Genomic DNA, 14432 nt, shown 5'->3' on the forward strand with positions numbered 1-14432 from the left:
CTGATGCTGGGTGGTACACAGTTCGTCGGCCGGGCCGTCACCGAGGCGGCGCTCGCGCGCGGCTGGGAGGTCACCGTCTACCACCGGGGCCACCACGCGCCCCCGCCCGGGGTGGCCGAGCTGATCGGCGACCGCACCGCCGACGACGGTCCGGCCGCGCTCGCCGCAGCCGACGCGCCGGACGCGGACGGCCACACCTGGGACCTGGTCGTCGACACCTGGAGCGGCGCGCCCTCGGCGGTGCGGGACGCGGCCCGCCTGCTCTCCGGCCGGGCCGCCCGGTACACGTACGTATCCAGCCGTTCCGTGTACGAGGACCCGGCACCGGCCGGCCTGTCCGAGGACGGTCCGGTGGTGGAGGGCGCCTCGCCGGACGCCGGCGACGGCGAGTCGTACGCCTTGGCCAAGCGCGGTGGCGAACTGGCCGTGCTGGACGCCTTCGGTGACCGGGCGCTCCTCGCCCGCGCCGGCCTGATCATCGGCCCCTGGGAGAACATCGGCCGACTGCCCTGGTGGCTCAACAGGATCGCCCGCGGCGGCCCCGTGCTGGCGCCGGGCACCCCCGACCTGGGCCTCCAGTACATCGACGCCCGCGACCTCGCCGGCTGGCTGCTCGACGCGGCGGAGCGCGGGCTGCACGGCCCGTACAACCTGGTCAGCCGGCCGGGGCACACCACGATGGGGGAGCTGCTCGAAGCCTGTGTGCGGGTCACCGGTTCGGACGCCGAGCTGCGCTGGACCGATACGGAGAAGATCCTCGCGGCGGGCGTCGAGCCGTGGACCGACCTGCCGGTCTGGCTGCCGCCGGGGGAGCTGTACGACACCCTGCACCAGGGCGACGTCAGCCGCGCGCACGCGGCGGGGCTGCGCTGCCGGCCGGTCGGCGAGACGGTCGCCGACACCTGGGCATGGCTCCGCGAGCTGGGCGGTACGGCACCGCAGCGCCCCGACCGGCCCGCCCCGGGGCTCGACCCCGAGACCGAGGCGAAGCTCCTGGCGGGCTGAGCGGCCGAGGGGCCCGGGGGCCTGTACGGCGGACCTTGCCCGGCCGCCCGGCGTGGCACGGCCGGTGCTGGACCCGTGACGCTGCATATTGCGCTCCATGGGAACAAAACTCATCAAAGGTGATAAAAGGCGTCGCATGGCGGTGACCGTCGCGGCAGCGGCGGTCGTGCTGGGCGCTGCGGCGCCCGCCGCCTTCGCCGCCCCGCTGCCCGGCGGGCTCGGGCCGTGCCTGGGTGACGACTGCCCCACCACGTGGAACGACCCGAACAACAACCCGGTCGTCAACCACGACAGCAACATCAACGTCTACGTCGGCGGCGACTACCTGGTCAGGGAGGCGGCGGCCGAGGCCGAGGGCAAGATCGTCACGCTCGGCGACTTCGACATGAACAAGCGGGCCGGCGCCTCGCAGATCTACAACGTCGGCGTCGCGGGCGGCGGTTCGCGTGTGCCGCCGCCCAACGGCAGCGACTACCTGACCGTGGGCGGCGACATCACCATCACGAGCGGCCAGCGGATCGTCGCCGTGGAGATGCGGAACACCGGCCGGGTCCGGCACGCGCAGACACTGACCGGCACCGTCGACCCGGCGGACGCCCCGGTCCACGACCCCGCCGCGACCGAACCGTACGCCGGGCTGCGCGACCAACTCACCGCGGCCAGCCACTGCTACGCGTACGACGACGACGCGGACCACCGGCGCCCGGTGACGGGGACCACCGTGAACGACGGCTTCGAGACCGTCTTCACCGGTGACGGCACCTCCGCCCTCCAGGTCTTCGCCCTCGACGCCGACGTGGCGAGCGGCTCGGGCGGCGACCAGGGCATCGTCTTCGCGGGCATCCCGGACGGTGCGACCGTGCTGGTCAACGTCTACGGCGACGCCCGCGACATCAGTACGTACATGGGCTCGCTGCCGCAGTCGGGCCTGCGCGAGCACCTGATGTGGAACTTCCCGGACGCCGCCACGGTCGGACTGAAGGGTTCCGGCCAGTTCCAGGGCAGTGTGCTGATCGGACAGCAGTCGAGCCGGGCCACGGTCAGCGTGAGCGGTGTCAACGGCCGCTTCTACACCGCGGGTTCCCTCACCCACACCTCGGCGGGCGAGTCGGGCGGGCAGGAGCTGCACTCCTACCCGTTCGACGGCGACCTGCCGGACTGCGGCGACGAGCCGTCACCGTCCCCTTCACCCACGGACTCCCCGTCCCCGTCGCCCACGGACTCCCCGTCCCCGACGGATGCGCCGACCCCGACTCCGGCCCCGACCGACGAGTCCCCGACTCCGACTCCGACGCCGACGCCGACTGACGAGTCCCCCACGCCGGCGCCGTCCCCGTCGCAGCCCACGCCCGGCCCGGAGCCCACCCACACCTGGCCGCACCGCCCGCACCACCCCGGTGGTGAGCTCCCGAACACCGGTTCGCGCGGCGGTGAACGGGTGATGGGCGGCATCGCGGCGGCACTGCTGGCCGCCGGTACGGCCGCCACGGTGATGGCCCGCCGGACGCGGCGACGCGGTTAGCGGTTATCCACAGGGCCGGGCCCGGCGCCGTTCCCGGCGCTAGCCTCGGCCCATGGCCGAACTGCTGCACCTCACCGAAGGCCCGCTGTGGGAGGCGGCCCGCGGGATCGGGACGTACGAGATGTCCACCCGCGGCCGCACCCTGCACGAAGAGGGCTTCATCCACTGCTCGCTGCCCCACCAGCTCCCCGATGTGGCCGAGATGCTGTACGGCGCGGGAAGCCGGGCCGGAGCCGTTGACCAGGACCTCGTGGTGCTCGTCATCGACACCGGCCGGCTGCCCGCCCCCGTGCGGTACGAGGCCGCATCGCCCGGCGGCGAGGAGTTCCCGCACATCTACGGGCCGCTCCCGGTCGACGCGGTCGTGGAGGTGCGCCCCTGGCCGCACGAGGAAGGCACCCCCGCATGAACGCACCCGACCCCACCCACGAACCCAACCCCACCCACGCATCCGACGCCCTCACCAGCGGCCCCCTCACCGCCGTCACCGGCGCGAGCGGCGCGCTCGGCGGCCGGGTCGCCACCCGGCTGGCCCGGGCCGGAGTCCCCGTCCGGCTGCTGGGCCGAGACCCGTCCCGGCTGCCCGAACTCCCCGGCGCAGACCCGGCACCCCCCGCCCCCTACGGCGACGGCGAGGCCATGCGCCGGGCCCTGGCCGGGGCGCACACCCTGTTCCTCGTCTCGGCGCATGAGAGCCCGGACCGGGTGCGCGAGCACACGACGGCCGTGGACGCGGCGGTCGCGGCCGGCGTCGAACGGATCGTCTACGTCTCCTTCCTCGGCGCCGCACCCGACGCCACGTTCACCTTCGCCCGGGACCACTGGGAAACCGAGGCGCACATCCGGACCACCGACGTCCGCTACACCTTCCTGCGCGACAGCTGGTACCTCGCCGGGCTCCCGGCGATGACCGGCGCCGACGGCGTGCTGCGCGGCCCCGCCGGTGACGGCCGGGTGGCGGCGGTGGCCCACGAGGACATCGCCGACGCGGCGACCGCCGTGCTGCTCGCGGACACCGATGCCACCGGCCCCTCCCACGACGGGCAGACGTACGAGCTGACCGGCCCCGAGGCGTTCACCCTCGCCGAGGCCGCCGAGGAGCTGAGCCGGGCCGCCGGACGCACCATCACCTACGAGCCGCAGACCCGCGAGGAGGCCTACGCCTCACGGGCCCACTACGGGGCTCCGGACTGGGAAGTGGCCGGCTGGGTGACCTCGTACGAGGCCATCGCGGCCGGTGAGATGGCCACCGTCTCGGCCGCCGTACCGAGGCTCACCGGCCGCCCGGCCAAGAACCTCGCCACCTACCTGCGCGAACACCCCGACAGCTACCGCCACCTCCTCACGCCGGGCTGACCGCCATGCGCACGGACACCCCCTGGGGCCCCTGGGACCCGCCACCGCTCGCCGAGGCCGTCCGCCTGCTCGCCCCGCTGCGCACACCGTGGTGGATCGCCGGCGGGTACGCGGTCGAGCTGGCCGTGGGCCGCGCCTTCCGGGACCACGGCGACATCGACGTACTCCTGCTGCGCCGAGATCAGTCGGAGATCCAGCGGATTCTGCCGGGCTGGGAGTGGTGGGCCGCCGACCCGCCCGGCACACTGCGGCCCTGGCGCCCCGGCGAGATCCTGCCTCCCGGCGTCCACGACATCTGGTGCCGACCGGGCCCGGACGAGCCGTGGCGCCTGCAGTTCATGCTGGACGACGCGGAGGGCGACGACTGGGTCTTCCGCCGCGACCCCAGGGTCCGCCTGCCGCTGGACCGGCTGGGCCGGGTCTCCGAGGACGGTGTCCCGTACCTCGCCACCGAGGTCCAGCTCCTCTACAAGTCCAGGGCCCGGCGGCCCAAGGACGAGCAGGACTTCGATGCGGCGCTGCCCGTCCTCGACGACGACCGGCGCGCCTGGCTGGCCGAGACGATCACCCTGGCGCAGGGCGCGGCCCACCCGTGGGCGGCCCGGCTGCGCACACTCCTGGCGGCGTGAGGGAGCCCAGATCCCCGTTCAGTTGACCTACGCGCCGGCCTTCGCGACGAGGCCGGCGGCTTCGGCGGCCGGGCGGTGGGCCGCTACGGCACCCCCGCGCCCCATCGTCACCAGCGGCGTCGGCACCCACACACACGACCGCACCCGGCCCACGAAAGGCCGGGTGCGGTCATCCGCGCTGCCGTTGAACGGCTCGACGCGAGGTCAGGCCTTCTTGGTCTCCCAGAAGATCTTGTCGATCTGGGCGATCAGGTCCAGCGCCTTCTGGCCCGTGGCCGGGTCGTTCGAGCCCTTGGCGGCCGAGAGGGCCTTCAGGGTGTCGTTGACCAGCTGGTGCAGCTCCGGGTACTTCTCGAAGTGCGGGGGCTTGAAGTAGTCGCTCCAGAGCACCGAGACGTGGTGCTTCGCGAGCTCGGCGCGCTGTTCCTTGATCAGGATCGCGCGAGTGCGGAAGTCCGCGTCCTCGTTGGCCTGGTACTTCTCCTGGACGGCCTTGACGGACTCCGCCTCGATGCGGGCCTGGGCCGGGTCGTACACGCCGCAGGGCAGGTCGCAGTGGGCGCTGACCTTCACCTTGGGGGCAAACAGGCGGGAAAGCATTGAGCTGTCCTTCCTCGTGATCGTCTTCTCAGGTGGGACATTACTCCGTGAGAAGCCTCTTTTTGCGGGTGCCCCCAGGGGCTTAGGCCAAAAGTCCGGCATGAGGGTGGGACCAGTGGCCGAATGTACGAAACCCTGTCGTGGACGGTGTACTGGACGGACTGGGGAGGTGCCGGAGGAGATGAGGGAGGTGCCGGAGGTGCCGGAGCTGGCCGATGAGCAGCCCGCGCGGGGGTTGGCGGCGCGGGTGCCGTTCCAGGTGGTGGAGGTGACGGGGCCCTCGATGGTGCCCACGCTGTACCACGGGGACTGGCTGCTGGTGCAGTACGGGGCGCCGGTGCGCCCCGGGGACGTGGTGATTCTGCGCCATCCGTTCCAGCAGGACCTGCTGGTGGTCAAGCGGGCCGTGGAGCGGCGGGCCGGGGGCTGGTGGGTGCTGGGGGACAACAGTTACGCGGGCGGGGACAGCACGGACTACGGGACGGTTCCCGAGGAGCTGGTGCTGGCCCGGGCCCGGGCCCGCTACCGGCCGCTGACGAAGGATCAGCGCTCGGTGCGCGGGGTGGTGGCCTGGGCGGTCTCCGCGCTGCGGCCGGTGTCGGCGGCGCGCTCGGTCTCCAGGCGCTTGCGGGCCCGGTAGGCGGCCACGTTGGCGCGGGTCGCGCAGCGGTCCGAGCAGTAGCGGCGGGAACGGTTGGTCGAGGTGTCGAGGTAGGCGTTGCGGCACGGCGCGGCCTCGCACAGGCCGAGCCGGTCCACGCCGTACGAGGTGAGGTGGAAGGCCAGGCCCATGGCGGCGATCGCGGCGTAGCCCGCGGTGGCGTTGGACGGGTGGTCGGCCAGGTGCATGTGCCAGTCCGGCTTGCCGTCCGCCTCGCGGATGTCGTGGTCGGAGATCTGCGGGCTGACCGGGAACTCCAGCAGCAGCGAGTTGAGCAGGTCGACCGCCAGCCTCTCGTCCCCGTCGTCGGCCGCCTCGAAGACCGCGCGCAGCCGGGCCCGTACGGACCGGAAGCGGGTGACGTCCGCGTCGGTCGCCCGCCGGGCCGCCTGGCCGTTGGTGCCGAACAGGTCCCGTACCGCGTCGACCGAGGTGAGGACGTCCTTGTTGCGGGCCGGCTCCTCGGTGTTGACCAGGCGCACGGCGTAGTCCGAGTAATAGGCCAGTTCCACGAATAGTCCTTACGGAGTCGGTCCACGGGCTGTGCGGTACGGGCGTAATGGGTCGTTAAGGGTACAGGGTATTACGGGTCGGGGGTGCCTGGTTGCCTGTGCCGGGTGGTGGTCCCGTCTCCCGTTTTTCTTCCAGGACTTCTGCAACCTGCCCTGCCCCCCACCGCACTGGAAGGGTGAGACGGTCCGCACCCGCGGGCCGGAGGAAGGACACCGAGGATGCGGAGCGATGACCACGCCGCGCTGCACGCCTTCGTCGAGAGCAGACGCACCGCCCTGTTCCGCAGTGCGTTCCTGCTCTGCGGCGACCGGCACGAGGCCGAGGACCTGGTCCAGACGACTCTGGTCAAGGTGGTGCTCGGCGGGCGGCGGCACGGGCGGCTCGACAACATCGAGGCGTACGCACGCAAGACCCTGGTTAACACCTTCATCGCGGCCCGCCGCCGGTTCTGGCGGCGCGAGCAGGCGTACGGGGAACTGCCCGACCGTGCCGCCCAGGCACCCGACACGGACACCGGCCTGGCGGTACGGGCGGCGCTCGCCCGGCTCACGCCCAGGCAGCGGGCGGTCCTGGTGCTGCGCTACTGGGAGGACCTGAGCGTCGAGGCCACCGCCGAGATGCTCGGGATGCGGGAGAACACGGTCAAGAGCCATGCGGCTCGGGGATTGGCGGCGCTGCGCGCCGAGATGGCGGAGGCATTGGTATGAACGACGTGCGTGAACTGCTGGGACGGGCCGCCGAGGAGGCGGGGCGTCCGGTCATCAGTACGGAGGCGGTCTACGCCAAGGCCGCGCGGGTGCGGTGGCGGCGCCGGGCCGCGGTGTCGGCGGGGGCGGTGTGCACGGTGGCGCTGGGGGCGTTCGTCGTGCCCCAGCTCTCCTCCTCAGCACCGGAGTCGCCGCGGACCTCGTCCGTCGCGGCACCGGTCAAGTCGCCGGGCCATACCGGACGGGCCGCGCGGCTGACCGAGCTGCTGCCCGGTGGCGTCGGTGCGATAGAGGAGGTGTCGTTCGCCGACATCATCAAGCACGCGTCGCCGCTCCCGCCCGAGCCGCCCAGGACCGGGCCGCTGGACGGGCAGTACGCGGTGCGCCGGGACGGTGGCGTCGGCTATCTGACCGTCGACGTCAGGGACGCTAAGGCGGTGAAGCGGAAGCTGGGCGGCAGCCCGCGGGTCAAGGACCTGTGCAAGCCGGGGAACGGGGAGCCGGCCCGTACCGACTGTGTGCGCGAGGTGCTGTCGGGCGGGCGGGTGCTCACCATCTGGAGCGACGCGATGGACTACGGCGACGGCACCCCGCAGTGGGGGCCGGAGCTGACCGCCCGCCTCACCCTCGCCGACGGCGGTGAACTGGCCGTGCGCGACAGCACCGGCTTCGAGGCCGACATCGTGCAGGGGCCGCTCCTCAAGACCCCGCCCCTCACCCGCGCCCAGCTGCGGGAACTGATGCTCCGTCCGGAGCTGCTGCCGAAGAAGTGAGACGGATACGGGTACGGGGGTGGGGAGGCGGTCCGCACCGCCTCCCCACCCCCGTATCCGCCCTCGTGGCTAGAGCACCTTGGAGAGGAACGACTTCGTCCGGTCGTGCTGCGGGTTGGTCAGGACGTCGCGCGGGTGGCCCGACTCGACCACCACCCCGTCGTCCATGAAGACCAGCGCGTCGCCGACCTCGCGGGCGAAGCCCATCTCATGGGTGACCACGATCATCGTCATGCCGTCCTCGGCGAGGCCGCGCATCACGTCGAGCACGTCACCGACCAGCTCCGGGTCGAGCGCCGAGGTGGGCTCGTCGAAGAGCATCAGCTTCGGCTCCATGGCCAGGGCCCGGGCGATGGCCACCCGCTGCTGCTGCCCGCCGGAGAGCTGCGAGGGATAGTTCTTCGCCTTGTCGCCGAGGCCGACCCGGTCCAGCAGCTTCTCGGCCCGGGCCCGGGCGACCGCCTTGGACTCGCGCTTCACCTGGACCGGGGCCTCCATGACGTTCTCGATCGCCGTCATGTGCGGGAAGAGGTTGAAGCGCTGGAAGACCATGCCGATGTCCCGGCGCTTCAGGGCGACCTCGCTGTCCTTGAGCTCGTAGAGCTTGTCGCCCTTCTGGCGGTAGCCCACCAGCTCGCCGTCCACGTACAGCCGGCCGGCGCTGATCTGCTCCAGGTGGTTGATGCACCGCAGGAACGTCGACTTGCCGGAACCGGACGGGCCGATCAGGCAGAAGACCTCGCGCGGGGCGACCTCCAGGTCGATGCCCTTGAGGATGTGTGCGGCGCCGAAGGACTTGTGGACGCCCTCGGCCTTCACCATGGCGGTCATGCCATGCCTCCCTTCGGGCGGCCGAACGACAGCAGCGTGGCCCGGACCTTCTGCAGCGGGGTGGGCGGCAGACTCCGGCTGGAGCCGCGCGCGTAGTACCGCTCCAGGTAGTACTGCCCGACGCTCAGCACCGAGGTCATGATCAGATACCAGGCCGCGGCCAGGAAGTACATCTCCACCGGCGCCCCCGAACTCTGCCCGATGTCCTGGGCGTATTTGAAGAGTTCGTAGAACTGCACGGCCGCCACCAGCGAGGTGGTCTTCAGCATGTTGATGACCTCGTTGCCCGTGGGCGGCACGATCACCCGCATGGCCTGCGGGATCACGACGCGCCGCAGGGTCCTGCCGTGGCTCATGCCCAGCGCGTGCGATGCCTCCGTCTGGCCCTCGTCCACCGAGAGCAGACCGGCCCGGCAGATCTCCGCCATGTACGCGGCCTCGTTGAGGCCGAGGCCGAGCAGCGCCGTCAGCAGCGGCGTCATGAAGCTCGACCAGTAGTCCTTGTAGATCGGCCCGAGGTTGATGTACTCGAAGACCAGACCCAGGTTGAACCACACGAACAGCTGGACCAGGACCGGCGTCCCGCGGAAGAACCAGATGTAGAACCACGCGATGGACGAGGTCACCGGGTTCTTCGACAGGCGCATGACGGCGAGCAGAATGCCGCCGACCACGCCGATGACCATCGACAGGGCGGTCAGCAGCAGGGTCTGCCCGACGCCCTTGATGATGCGGTCGTCGAAGAAGTAGTCCGGGACCGCGCCCCAGTTGATCCTGCCCTGGCTGAAGGCGTAGATGATCGCGACGAGCGCGGCGATGGCGACGAGCGCCGAGACGTACCGGCCGTAGTGCCGGACCGGGATGGCCTTGATGGCCTCCGGTCCGGACGCCGGCGCGGCGGGGGGTGCGGGCGGCTCGACCGCCGGGCCCGTCTTCTTCTCGATGTCAGTCACGGCTGATGCCTTTCCGGTCGGAATCCGGTCAGGACCCGCCGTTCACCTTGGCCTCGGTGACCGCACCGGCCTCGACGCCCCACTTGGCGATGACCTTCTCGTACTCGCCGCTCTTGATGATGGCGTCCATGGCCGCCTTGATGGCCTTGGTGAGCTGGTCGTTGCCCTTGGCGACGGCGATGCCGTACGGGGCCGCCTCGACCTGGTCGCCGACGATCTGGAAGTCCTTGCCGCCGCCCGAGGTCTTCACCGCGTACGCGGCGACCGGGAAGTCGGAGGAGCCGGCGTCGGCGCCGCCCGAGCGCAGCCGGGTCTGGGCCTCCAGGTCGTTGTCGTACGGCTCGATGGCGATCTTCTTGCCGCCCGAACACTTCTTGGACTCGGCCTTGGCCAGGTCGTGCGAGACGGTGTTGCGCTGGACGGCGATCTTCTTGCCGCAGAGGTCGGACCAGTCCTTGATGCCCTGGTCGTCACCCTTCTTGGTGTAGATCGAGACACCGGCGGTGAAGTAGTCGATGAAGTCGACGCCCTCGCCGACCTTCTTCTTCGTCTCCGGGTCGATGCCCTCCTGGCGCTCCTTGGTGTCGGTCATCGCCGACATCGCCAGGTCGTAGCGCTTGGAGCGCAGGCCGGTGATCAGGGTGTCGAAGGTGCCGTTCTCGAACTGGAACTCCACGCCCAGCTCCTTGCCGAGCGCGTCGGCGAGGTCGGGGTCGATACCCACGGTCTTGCCGGACTTGTCCTTGAACTCGACCGGCGGGTACGCGATGTCCGAGCCGACCTTGATGACGCCCTTGGACTTGATCTCCGCGGGGAGCAGGTCGGCGGGCGACGTGGTTCCGGCGGAGGCGCCGGCGCTGGTCTCGGTCTTGTCCGAGCCGCTGGAGTCGTTGTTCTTCGTCTGGTCGCCACAGGCGGTCAGCAGCATGGTGCCGGCGACCGCGATGGCGCCGACCGCGGCGATGCGGGACTTCGCGGCCGTACGACGGGTGGAGCGTGCGGTCATGATCGGGTTCCTCCGGCAGGTGAGGGTGGTCGCCAGGGCGGTAATGGCACATGGCGTCGGGTGTCGCCGCCTTGTGTGATTACGGCATGTTGCCATTCGGACTAGCCCGAACAGGGGGCCTGTCATGTCAAAATCGGGTAACGGGCGATCCCCGAACCTCTTGAGGCCGGTACACCAAGGCCGGACCTTCTATGGGGTTTCCTTCCGACGGCCGGAGAATCTGCTGCGCGTCCCTCGTGGCGGACGCAGGCCCGGCACAAGCCTGACCTGTTCAGATATTCGCCTATGAGTCACGTCACGGAGTCGATATGGACTCGTCCGTGACCAGGTCCGTCCGGTAAGAAAGACCTTTACACCCCTCATCCGGGGCTCAGGGCGCGTGTGCGGCGCGCCCGCGCGTACGTACCACCCCCCTGCCGGGGCGGGCCAACCGCCCGGCGCAGGGCATGTACGCGGTGCCCGCCCACCCCTCCTCAACCAGGAGTGGCCACCCTCAAACGATGAAGACTTAAGGGGTCAACACCATGGCAGCGGAGATCGTCAATCCTCGCAGCGACAGCAGCACGGACATCGCGGCGGCCGGCGCCGCGGACAGCACCACCGACGAGCCGTTCGATCCGGCCTTCGCGCTCCACCGGGGCGGGAAGATGGCCGTGCAGGCCACCGTCCCGATCCGGGACAAGGACGACTTGTCCCTCGCGTACACGCCGGGCGTGGCGAAGGTGTGCAGCGCGATCGCCGAGCAGCCCGAGCTCGTCCACGACTACACCTGGAAGTCGCAGGTCGTGGCCGTCGTGACGGACGGCACCGCGGTGCTCGGCCTCGGCGACATCGGTCCCGAGGCGTCCCTCCCGGTGATGGAGGGCAAGGCGATCCTGTTCAAGCAGTTCGGCGGCGTCGACGCGGTGCCGATCGCGCTCGCGACCACCGACGCGGACGAGATCGTCGACACCGTCGTCCGGCTCGCCCCCTCCTTCGGCGGGGTGAACCTGGAGGACATCTCGGCGCCGCGCTGCTTCGAGATCGAGCGCAGGCTCCAGGAGCGGCTCGACATTCCCGTCTTCCACGACGACCAGCACGGCACCGCCGTGGTCACGCTCGCCGCCCTGCGCAACGCGGCGAAGCTGTCCGGGCGCAGCCTCGGCGACCTGCGCGCCGTCATCTCGGGCGCGGGCGCGGCCGGGGTGGCCATCGCCAAGTTCCTGCTGGAGGCGGGGATCGGCGATGTCGCCGTCGCCGACCGCAAGGGCATCGTCAGCCGGGACCGCGAGGACCTGACCGACGTCAAGCGGGAGCTGGCCGAACTCACCAACAGGGCGGGCATCTCCGGGTCCCTGGACACCGCGCTGGCCGGGGCGGACGTCTTCATCGGCGTCTCCGGCGGTACGGTGCCCGAGCCGGCCGTCGCCTCGATGGCGCCCGGGGCGTTCGTCTTCGCCATGGCGAACCCGAACCCCGAGGTCCACCCCGACATCGCGCACAAGTACGCGTCCGTCGTGGCGACCGGGCGGTCGGACTACCCGAACCAGATCAACAACGTGCTCGCGTTCCCCGGCATCTTCGCGGGCGCGCTCCAGGTGCGGGCCTCGCGGATCACCGAGGGCATGAAGATCGCCGCGGCGAACGCGCTGGCGGACGTGGTGGGCGACGAGCTGGCCGCCGACTACGTGATCCCGTCCCCGTTCGACGAGCGGGTCGCCCCGGCGGTGACGGCCGCGGTGGCCGCGGCGGCGCGGGCGGAGGGCGTGGCGCGGCGCTGAGGCGACGCACGGCGCGGGGGTTTCGGGGGCGCTGCCCCCGGGCCCCCGCTCCTCAATCGCCGGAGGGGCTTGATTCTGCCCCCGCCGGTGGGCAACTTGAGCTGCGTCGGCGCGCAAGATCCAGCCTCGTCGGCGTTTGAGGCGCGGGGTCCGGGGCGGAGCCCCGAAAACGCCGGCCTCTCTGGCGCTTCGAGGCGCGGGGTCCGGGGTAGCGCCCCGGTTTCGGGAAGGGGCGGGGAGGGGAAAGCCGCCGCCACGCGCGGTGCGTGTCACACCCGCAGCCGGTTACGCCGCCCCACCGCGCCCCCTATCGTCGGCCGCATGTTCGCCGCCTACGCATCCCGCCTCGACCGCGACCGCCCCCTCAACGGCCTTGAGCTGGGCGAACGCCCCGCTCCGCAGGACCGTCCCGGGTGGACCACCGTCAACGTCCGGGCCGCTTCCCTCAACCACCACGACCTCTGGTCCCTGCGCGGCGTCGGCCTCGCGGAGGACAAGCTGCCGATGATCCTCGGCTGCGACGCCGCCGGGGTCGACCAGGACGGCAACGAGGTCGTCCTGCACTCCGTCATCGGCCAGACCGGGCACGGGGTCGGACCGGACGAACCCCGGTCCATCCTCACCGAGCGCTACCAGGGCACCTTCGCCGAGCAGGTCACCGTACCCAGCTGGAACGTGCTGCCCAAGCCGAGGGAACTCACCTTCGAGCAGGCTGCCTGCCTGCCCACCGCCTGGCTGACCGCGTACCGCATGCTCTTCACCAACGCCGGGGTGCGCCCCGGGGACTCCGTGCTGGTCCAGGGCGCCGGTGGCGGGGTCGCCACCGCCGCGATCGTGCTCGGCCGGGCCGCCGGGCTGCGGGTCTACGCCACCAGCCGCGACGAGGCAAAGCGCGGGCGGGCCGTCGAACTCGGCGCCGTCGAGGCGTTCGAGGCGGGGGCCAGGCTGCCCCACCGGGTCGACGCCGTCATCGAGACGGTCGGCGCCGCCACCTGGTCACACTCCGTCAAGTCGCTGCGCCCCGGCGGCACGCTGGTCATCTCCGGCGCCACCAGCGGCGACCGCCCCTCGCACGCCGAGCTGACCCGGATCTTCTTCCTGGAGCTGAAGGTCGTCGGCTCGACCATGGGGTCCAAGGACGAACTGGAGGACCTCCTCGCCTTCTGCGCCACCACCGGCGTGCGCCCCGTCATCGACGAGGTGCTGCCGCTGGACCGCGCCCGCGAGGGGTTCGAACGTCTCGCCGCGGGTGACCAGTTCGGGAAAATCGTGCTGACTGTCAACAATGGATGACACGGCCGTACTGTCAACGTAAGTTGACAGCATGACCGAAGCAACGGAACTCGCCGAGCGGGCGGGCGACCGCGACCCCCGGGTGGGGCTGCGATCGGTCGCCGCGCTGCGGCGACTGCTGGAGCAGCTGGAAGCCGTACAAGTCGGAAGCGCCCGTGTCCAGGGCTGGTCGTGGCAGGAGATCGCCGCCGAACTGGGCGTCAGCAGGCAGGCCGTGCACAAGAAGTACGGGAGGCGTTGATGTTCGAGCGATTCACCAAGGGTGCCCGCGCCACTGTGAACGGCGCCGTGAAGCATGCCGAGCGGACCGGTGCCGATACGGTCACCGAGGAACATCTGCTGCTCGCCCTGCTGGACCAGGAGGGCGGCCGGGCCTCGTTCGCCGTCACCGCGCTGGGCCTCGCGGACCACAGGGCCTCGGTGGTGTCCGAGCTCGCCGAGGCGCGCCGGCGTGGCGGCATGACCAGGGCCGACGCCGACGCGCTCGCGGGCATCGGCATCGACCTCACCGCGATCGTCTCCCGCATCGAGGAGGCGCACGGCGAAGGCGCCCTGCGGGGCGAGCGCGGCGGCCGGCGGCGGTGGGCGGGCGGCCCGCCGTTCAGCCGGGGGGCGAAGAAGATCCTGGAGCGGTCGCTGCGGGGCGCGCTCGGCCGCGGGGACCGGTTCATCGGCGAGGAACACCTCCTGCTGGCCCTCACCGCGGCCCCGGGCGTCGTCGCCGACGTGCTCGCCGAGCACGGAGCCACGTACACGACGGTCGAACGCGCGCTGTACGGGGACGGCGGCGCGGGGCGGGACCGCAGGGCGGGCTGAGCGGGCC

General features: G+C 71.6%; 17 protein-coding genes. 12 read left to right on the forward strand and 5 right to left on the reverse strand.

All coding sequences use genetic code 11. The features are described from left to right. Window positions 1–3 precede the first annotated feature (3 nt). The 5 genes from E6P78_RS10155 to E6P78_RS10175 all read left to right on the forward strand — a co-directional run bounded on the left by E6P78_RS10155 (window position 4) and on the right by E6P78_RS10175 (window position 4512). Window positions 4–1005 (forward strand): NAD-dependent epimerase/dehydratase family protein, encoded by a 1002-nt coding sequence (locus tag E6P78_RS10155; RefSeq protein WP_136203347.1) that lies wholly within the window; start codon window positions 4–6, stop codon window positions 1003–1005. Window positions 1006–1141: 136 nt separating this feature from the next. Further along, entirely contained in the window at window positions 1142–2527 is a 1386-nt protein-coding gene (locus tag E6P78_RS10160) for a choice-of-anchor A family protein (RefSeq protein WP_136203212.1), read from the forward strand. A gap of 52 nt (window positions 2528–2579) precedes the next feature. Next, window positions 2580–2936: a DUF952 domain-containing protein gene (locus E6P78_RS10165; RefSeq protein ID WP_136203213.1), complete on the forward strand. Its 357-nt coding sequence runs from the start codon at window positions 2580–2582 to the stop codon at window positions 2934–2936. Continuing rightward, a complete protein-coding gene (locus E6P78_RS10170) occupies window positions 2933–3883 on the forward strand; it encodes an SDR family oxidoreductase (RefSeq protein ID WP_136203214.1) in 951 nt (316 codons plus the stop codon). The genes E6P78_RS10165 and E6P78_RS10170 overlap by 4 nt, the downstream gene beginning before the upstream one ends. Before the next feature lie 5 nt (window positions 3884–3888). Beyond that, window positions 3889–4512 (forward strand): amino acid transporter, encoded by a 624-nt coding sequence (locus tag E6P78_RS10175; protein WP_136203215.1) that lies wholly within the window; start codon window positions 3889–3891, stop codon window positions 4510–4512. A 204-nt stretch (window positions 4513–4716) separates the two neighbouring features. On the opposite strand, the gene sodN is transcribed toward E6P78_RS10175, so the two are convergent. After that, window positions 4717–5112, reverse strand: a complete 396-nt coding sequence (gene sodN, locus E6P78_RS10180; RefSeq protein ID WP_136203216.1) for a superoxide dismutase, Ni — start codon at window positions 5110–5112, stop codon at window positions 4717–4719. 181 nt (window positions 5113–5293) lie between these two features. Between sodN and sodX the strand changes: the two genes are divergently transcribed. Further along, window positions 5294–5752 (forward strand): nickel-type superoxide dismutase maturation protease, encoded by a 459-nt coding sequence (gene sodX, locus E6P78_RS10185; RefSeq protein ID WP_206307774.1) that lies wholly within the window; start codon window positions 5294–5296, stop codon window positions 5750–5752. Here sodX and E6P78_RS10190 read toward each other — a convergent pair. Continuing rightward, entirely contained in the window at window positions 5656–6285 is a 630-nt protein-coding gene (locus E6P78_RS10190) for a CGNR zinc finger domain-containing protein (protein ID WP_136203218.1), read from the reverse strand. The two genes, sodX and E6P78_RS10190, sit on opposite strands and share 97 nt — an antisense overlap. 219 nt (window positions 6286–6504) lie before the next feature. On the opposite strand from E6P78_RS10190, the gene E6P78_RS10195 reads away from it, so the two are divergent. Both E6P78_RS10195 and E6P78_RS10200 read left to right on the forward strand, forming a co-directional pair. Continuing rightward, window positions 6505–6993, forward strand: coding sequence for a SigE family RNA polymerase sigma factor (locus E6P78_RS10195; RefSeq protein WP_136203219.1), 489 nt, complete (start codon window positions 6505–6507; stop codon window positions 6991–6993). Next, window positions 6990–7766, forward strand: coding sequence for a hypothetical protein (locus E6P78_RS10200; RefSeq protein ID WP_136203220.1), 777 nt, complete (start codon window positions 6990–6992; stop codon window positions 7764–7766). Before E6P78_RS10195 ends, E6P78_RS10200 begins: the two co-directional genes overlap by 4 nt. Before the next feature lie 69 nt (window positions 7767–7835). Here E6P78_RS10200 and E6P78_RS10205 read toward each other — a convergent pair whose 3' ends face one another. Genes E6P78_RS10205 through E6P78_RS10215 form a run of 3 tightly spaced genes read right to left on the reverse strand, consistent with a single transcriptional unit; the run spans window position 7836 to window position 10556 of the window. Then, the gene (locus E6P78_RS10205; RefSeq protein WP_136203221.1) at window positions 7836–8597 is read right to left on the reverse strand and encodes an amino acid ABC transporter ATP-binding protein; all 762 of its coding nucleotides are present in this window, start codon (window positions 8595–8597) and stop codon (window positions 7836–7838) included. Further along, the gene (locus E6P78_RS10210) at window positions 8594–9550 is read right to left on the reverse strand and encodes an amino acid ABC transporter permease (RefSeq protein WP_136203222.1); all 957 of its coding nucleotides are present in this window, start codon (window positions 9548–9550) and stop codon (window positions 8594–8596) included. The genes E6P78_RS10205 and E6P78_RS10210 overlap by 4 nt, the downstream gene beginning before the upstream one ends. Before the next feature lie 28 nt (window positions 9551–9578). Then, window positions 9579–10556, reverse strand: coding sequence for an ABC transporter substrate-binding protein (locus tag E6P78_RS10215; RefSeq protein ID WP_136203223.1), 978 nt, complete (start codon window positions 10554–10556; stop codon window positions 9579–9581). Between the two features lie 524 nt (window positions 10557–11080). Here E6P78_RS10215 and E6P78_RS10220 point away from each other — a divergent pair. From E6P78_RS10220 to E6P78_RS10235, 4 genes are all read left to right on the forward strand, one after another. Then, a complete protein-coding gene (locus tag E6P78_RS10220; RefSeq protein ID WP_136203224.1) occupies window positions 11081–12316 on the forward strand; it encodes an NADP-dependent malic enzyme in 1236 nt (411 codons plus the stop codon). Between the two features lie 321 nt (window positions 12317–12637). Further along, complete coding sequence (locus E6P78_RS10225) at window positions 12638–13609, forward strand: zinc-binding dehydrogenase (RefSeq protein ID WP_136203225.1); 972 nt, start codon at window positions 12638–12640, stop codon at window positions 13607–13609. Between the two features lie 31 nt (window positions 13610–13640). After that, window positions 13641–13850: a helix-turn-helix domain-containing protein gene (locus E6P78_RS10230; protein ID WP_136203226.1), complete on the forward strand. Its 210-nt coding sequence runs from the start codon at window positions 13641–13643 to the stop codon at window positions 13848–13850. Further along, window positions 13850–14425 carry a Clp protease N-terminal domain-containing protein gene (locus E6P78_RS10235; RefSeq protein WP_136203227.1) on the forward strand — a complete coding sequence of 192 codons (576 nt, stop codon included), beginning with the start codon at window positions 13850–13852 and terminating at the stop codon, window positions 14423–14425. The genes E6P78_RS10230 and E6P78_RS10235 overlap by 1 nt, the downstream gene beginning before the upstream one ends. The last annotated feature ends 7 nt before the right edge of the window (window positions 14426–14432 follow it).

The sequence above is a fragment of the Streptomyces sp. A0958 genome (assembly GCF_004795035.1).
In the GTDB taxonomy this organism is placed as follows: Bacteria; Actinomycetota; Actinomycetes; order Streptomycetales; family Streptomycetaceae; genus Streptomyces.

Bases quoted from the DNA above. Each gene is read 5' to 3' on its own strand.
- E6P78_RS10155 (WP_136203347.1), top strand. From the start codon at position 4: ATGCTGGGTGGTACACAGTTCGTCGGCCGGGCCGTCACCGAGGCGGCG.
- E6P78_RS10175 (WP_136203215.1), top strand. From the start codon at position 3,889: ATGCGCACGGACACCCCCTGGGGCCCCTGGGACCCGCCACCGCTCGCC.
- E6P78_RS10195 (WP_136203219.1), top strand. From the start codon at position 6,505: ATGCGGAGCGATGACCACGCCGCGCTGCACGCCTTCGTCGAGAGCAGA.
- sodN (WP_136203216.1), bottom strand. From the start codon at position 5,112: ATGCTTTCCCGCCTGTTTGCCCCCAAGGTGAAGGTCAGCGCCCACTGC.
- E6P78_RS10200 (WP_136203220.1), top strand. From the start codon at position 6,990: ATGAACGACGTGCGTGAACTGCTGGGACGGGCCGCCGAGGAGGCGGGG.
- E6P78_RS10165 (WP_136203213.1), top strand. From the start codon at position 2,580: ATGGCCGAACTGCTGCACCTCACCGAAGGCCCGCTGTGGGAGGCGGCC.
- E6P78_RS10235 (WP_136203227.1), top strand. From the start codon at position 13,850: ATGTTCGAGCGATTCACCAAGGGTGCCCGCGCCACTGTGAACGGCGCC.
- E6P78_RS10160 (WP_136203212.1), top strand. From the start codon at position 1,142: ATGGCGGTGACCGTCGCGGCAGCGGCGGTCGTGCTGGGCGCTGCGGCG.
- E6P78_RS10215 (WP_136203223.1), bottom strand. From the start codon at position 10,556: ATGACCGCACGCTCCACCCGTCGTACGGCCGCGAAGTCCCGCATCGCC.
- sodX (WP_206307774.1), top strand. From the start codon at position 5,294: ATGAGGGAGGTGCCGGAGGTGCCGGAGCTGGCCGATGAGCAGCCCGCG.
- E6P78_RS10230 (WP_136203226.1), top strand. From the start codon at position 13,641: ATGACCGAAGCAACGGAACTCGCCGAGCGGGCGGGCGACCGCGACCCC.
- E6P78_RS10225 (WP_136203225.1), top strand. From the start codon at position 12,638: ATGTTCGCCGCCTACGCATCCCGCCTCGACCGCGACCGCCCCCTCAAC.
- E6P78_RS10205 (WP_136203221.1), bottom strand. From the start codon at position 8,597: ATGACCGCCATGGTGAAGGCCGAGGGCGTCCACAAGTCCTTCGGCGCC.
- E6P78_RS10170 (WP_136203214.1), top strand. From the start codon at position 2,933: ATGAACGCACCCGACCCCACCCACGAACCCAACCCCACCCACGCATCC.
- E6P78_RS10220 (WP_136203224.1), top strand. From the start codon at position 11,081: ATGGCAGCGGAGATCGTCAATCCTCGCAGCGACAGCAGCACGGACATC.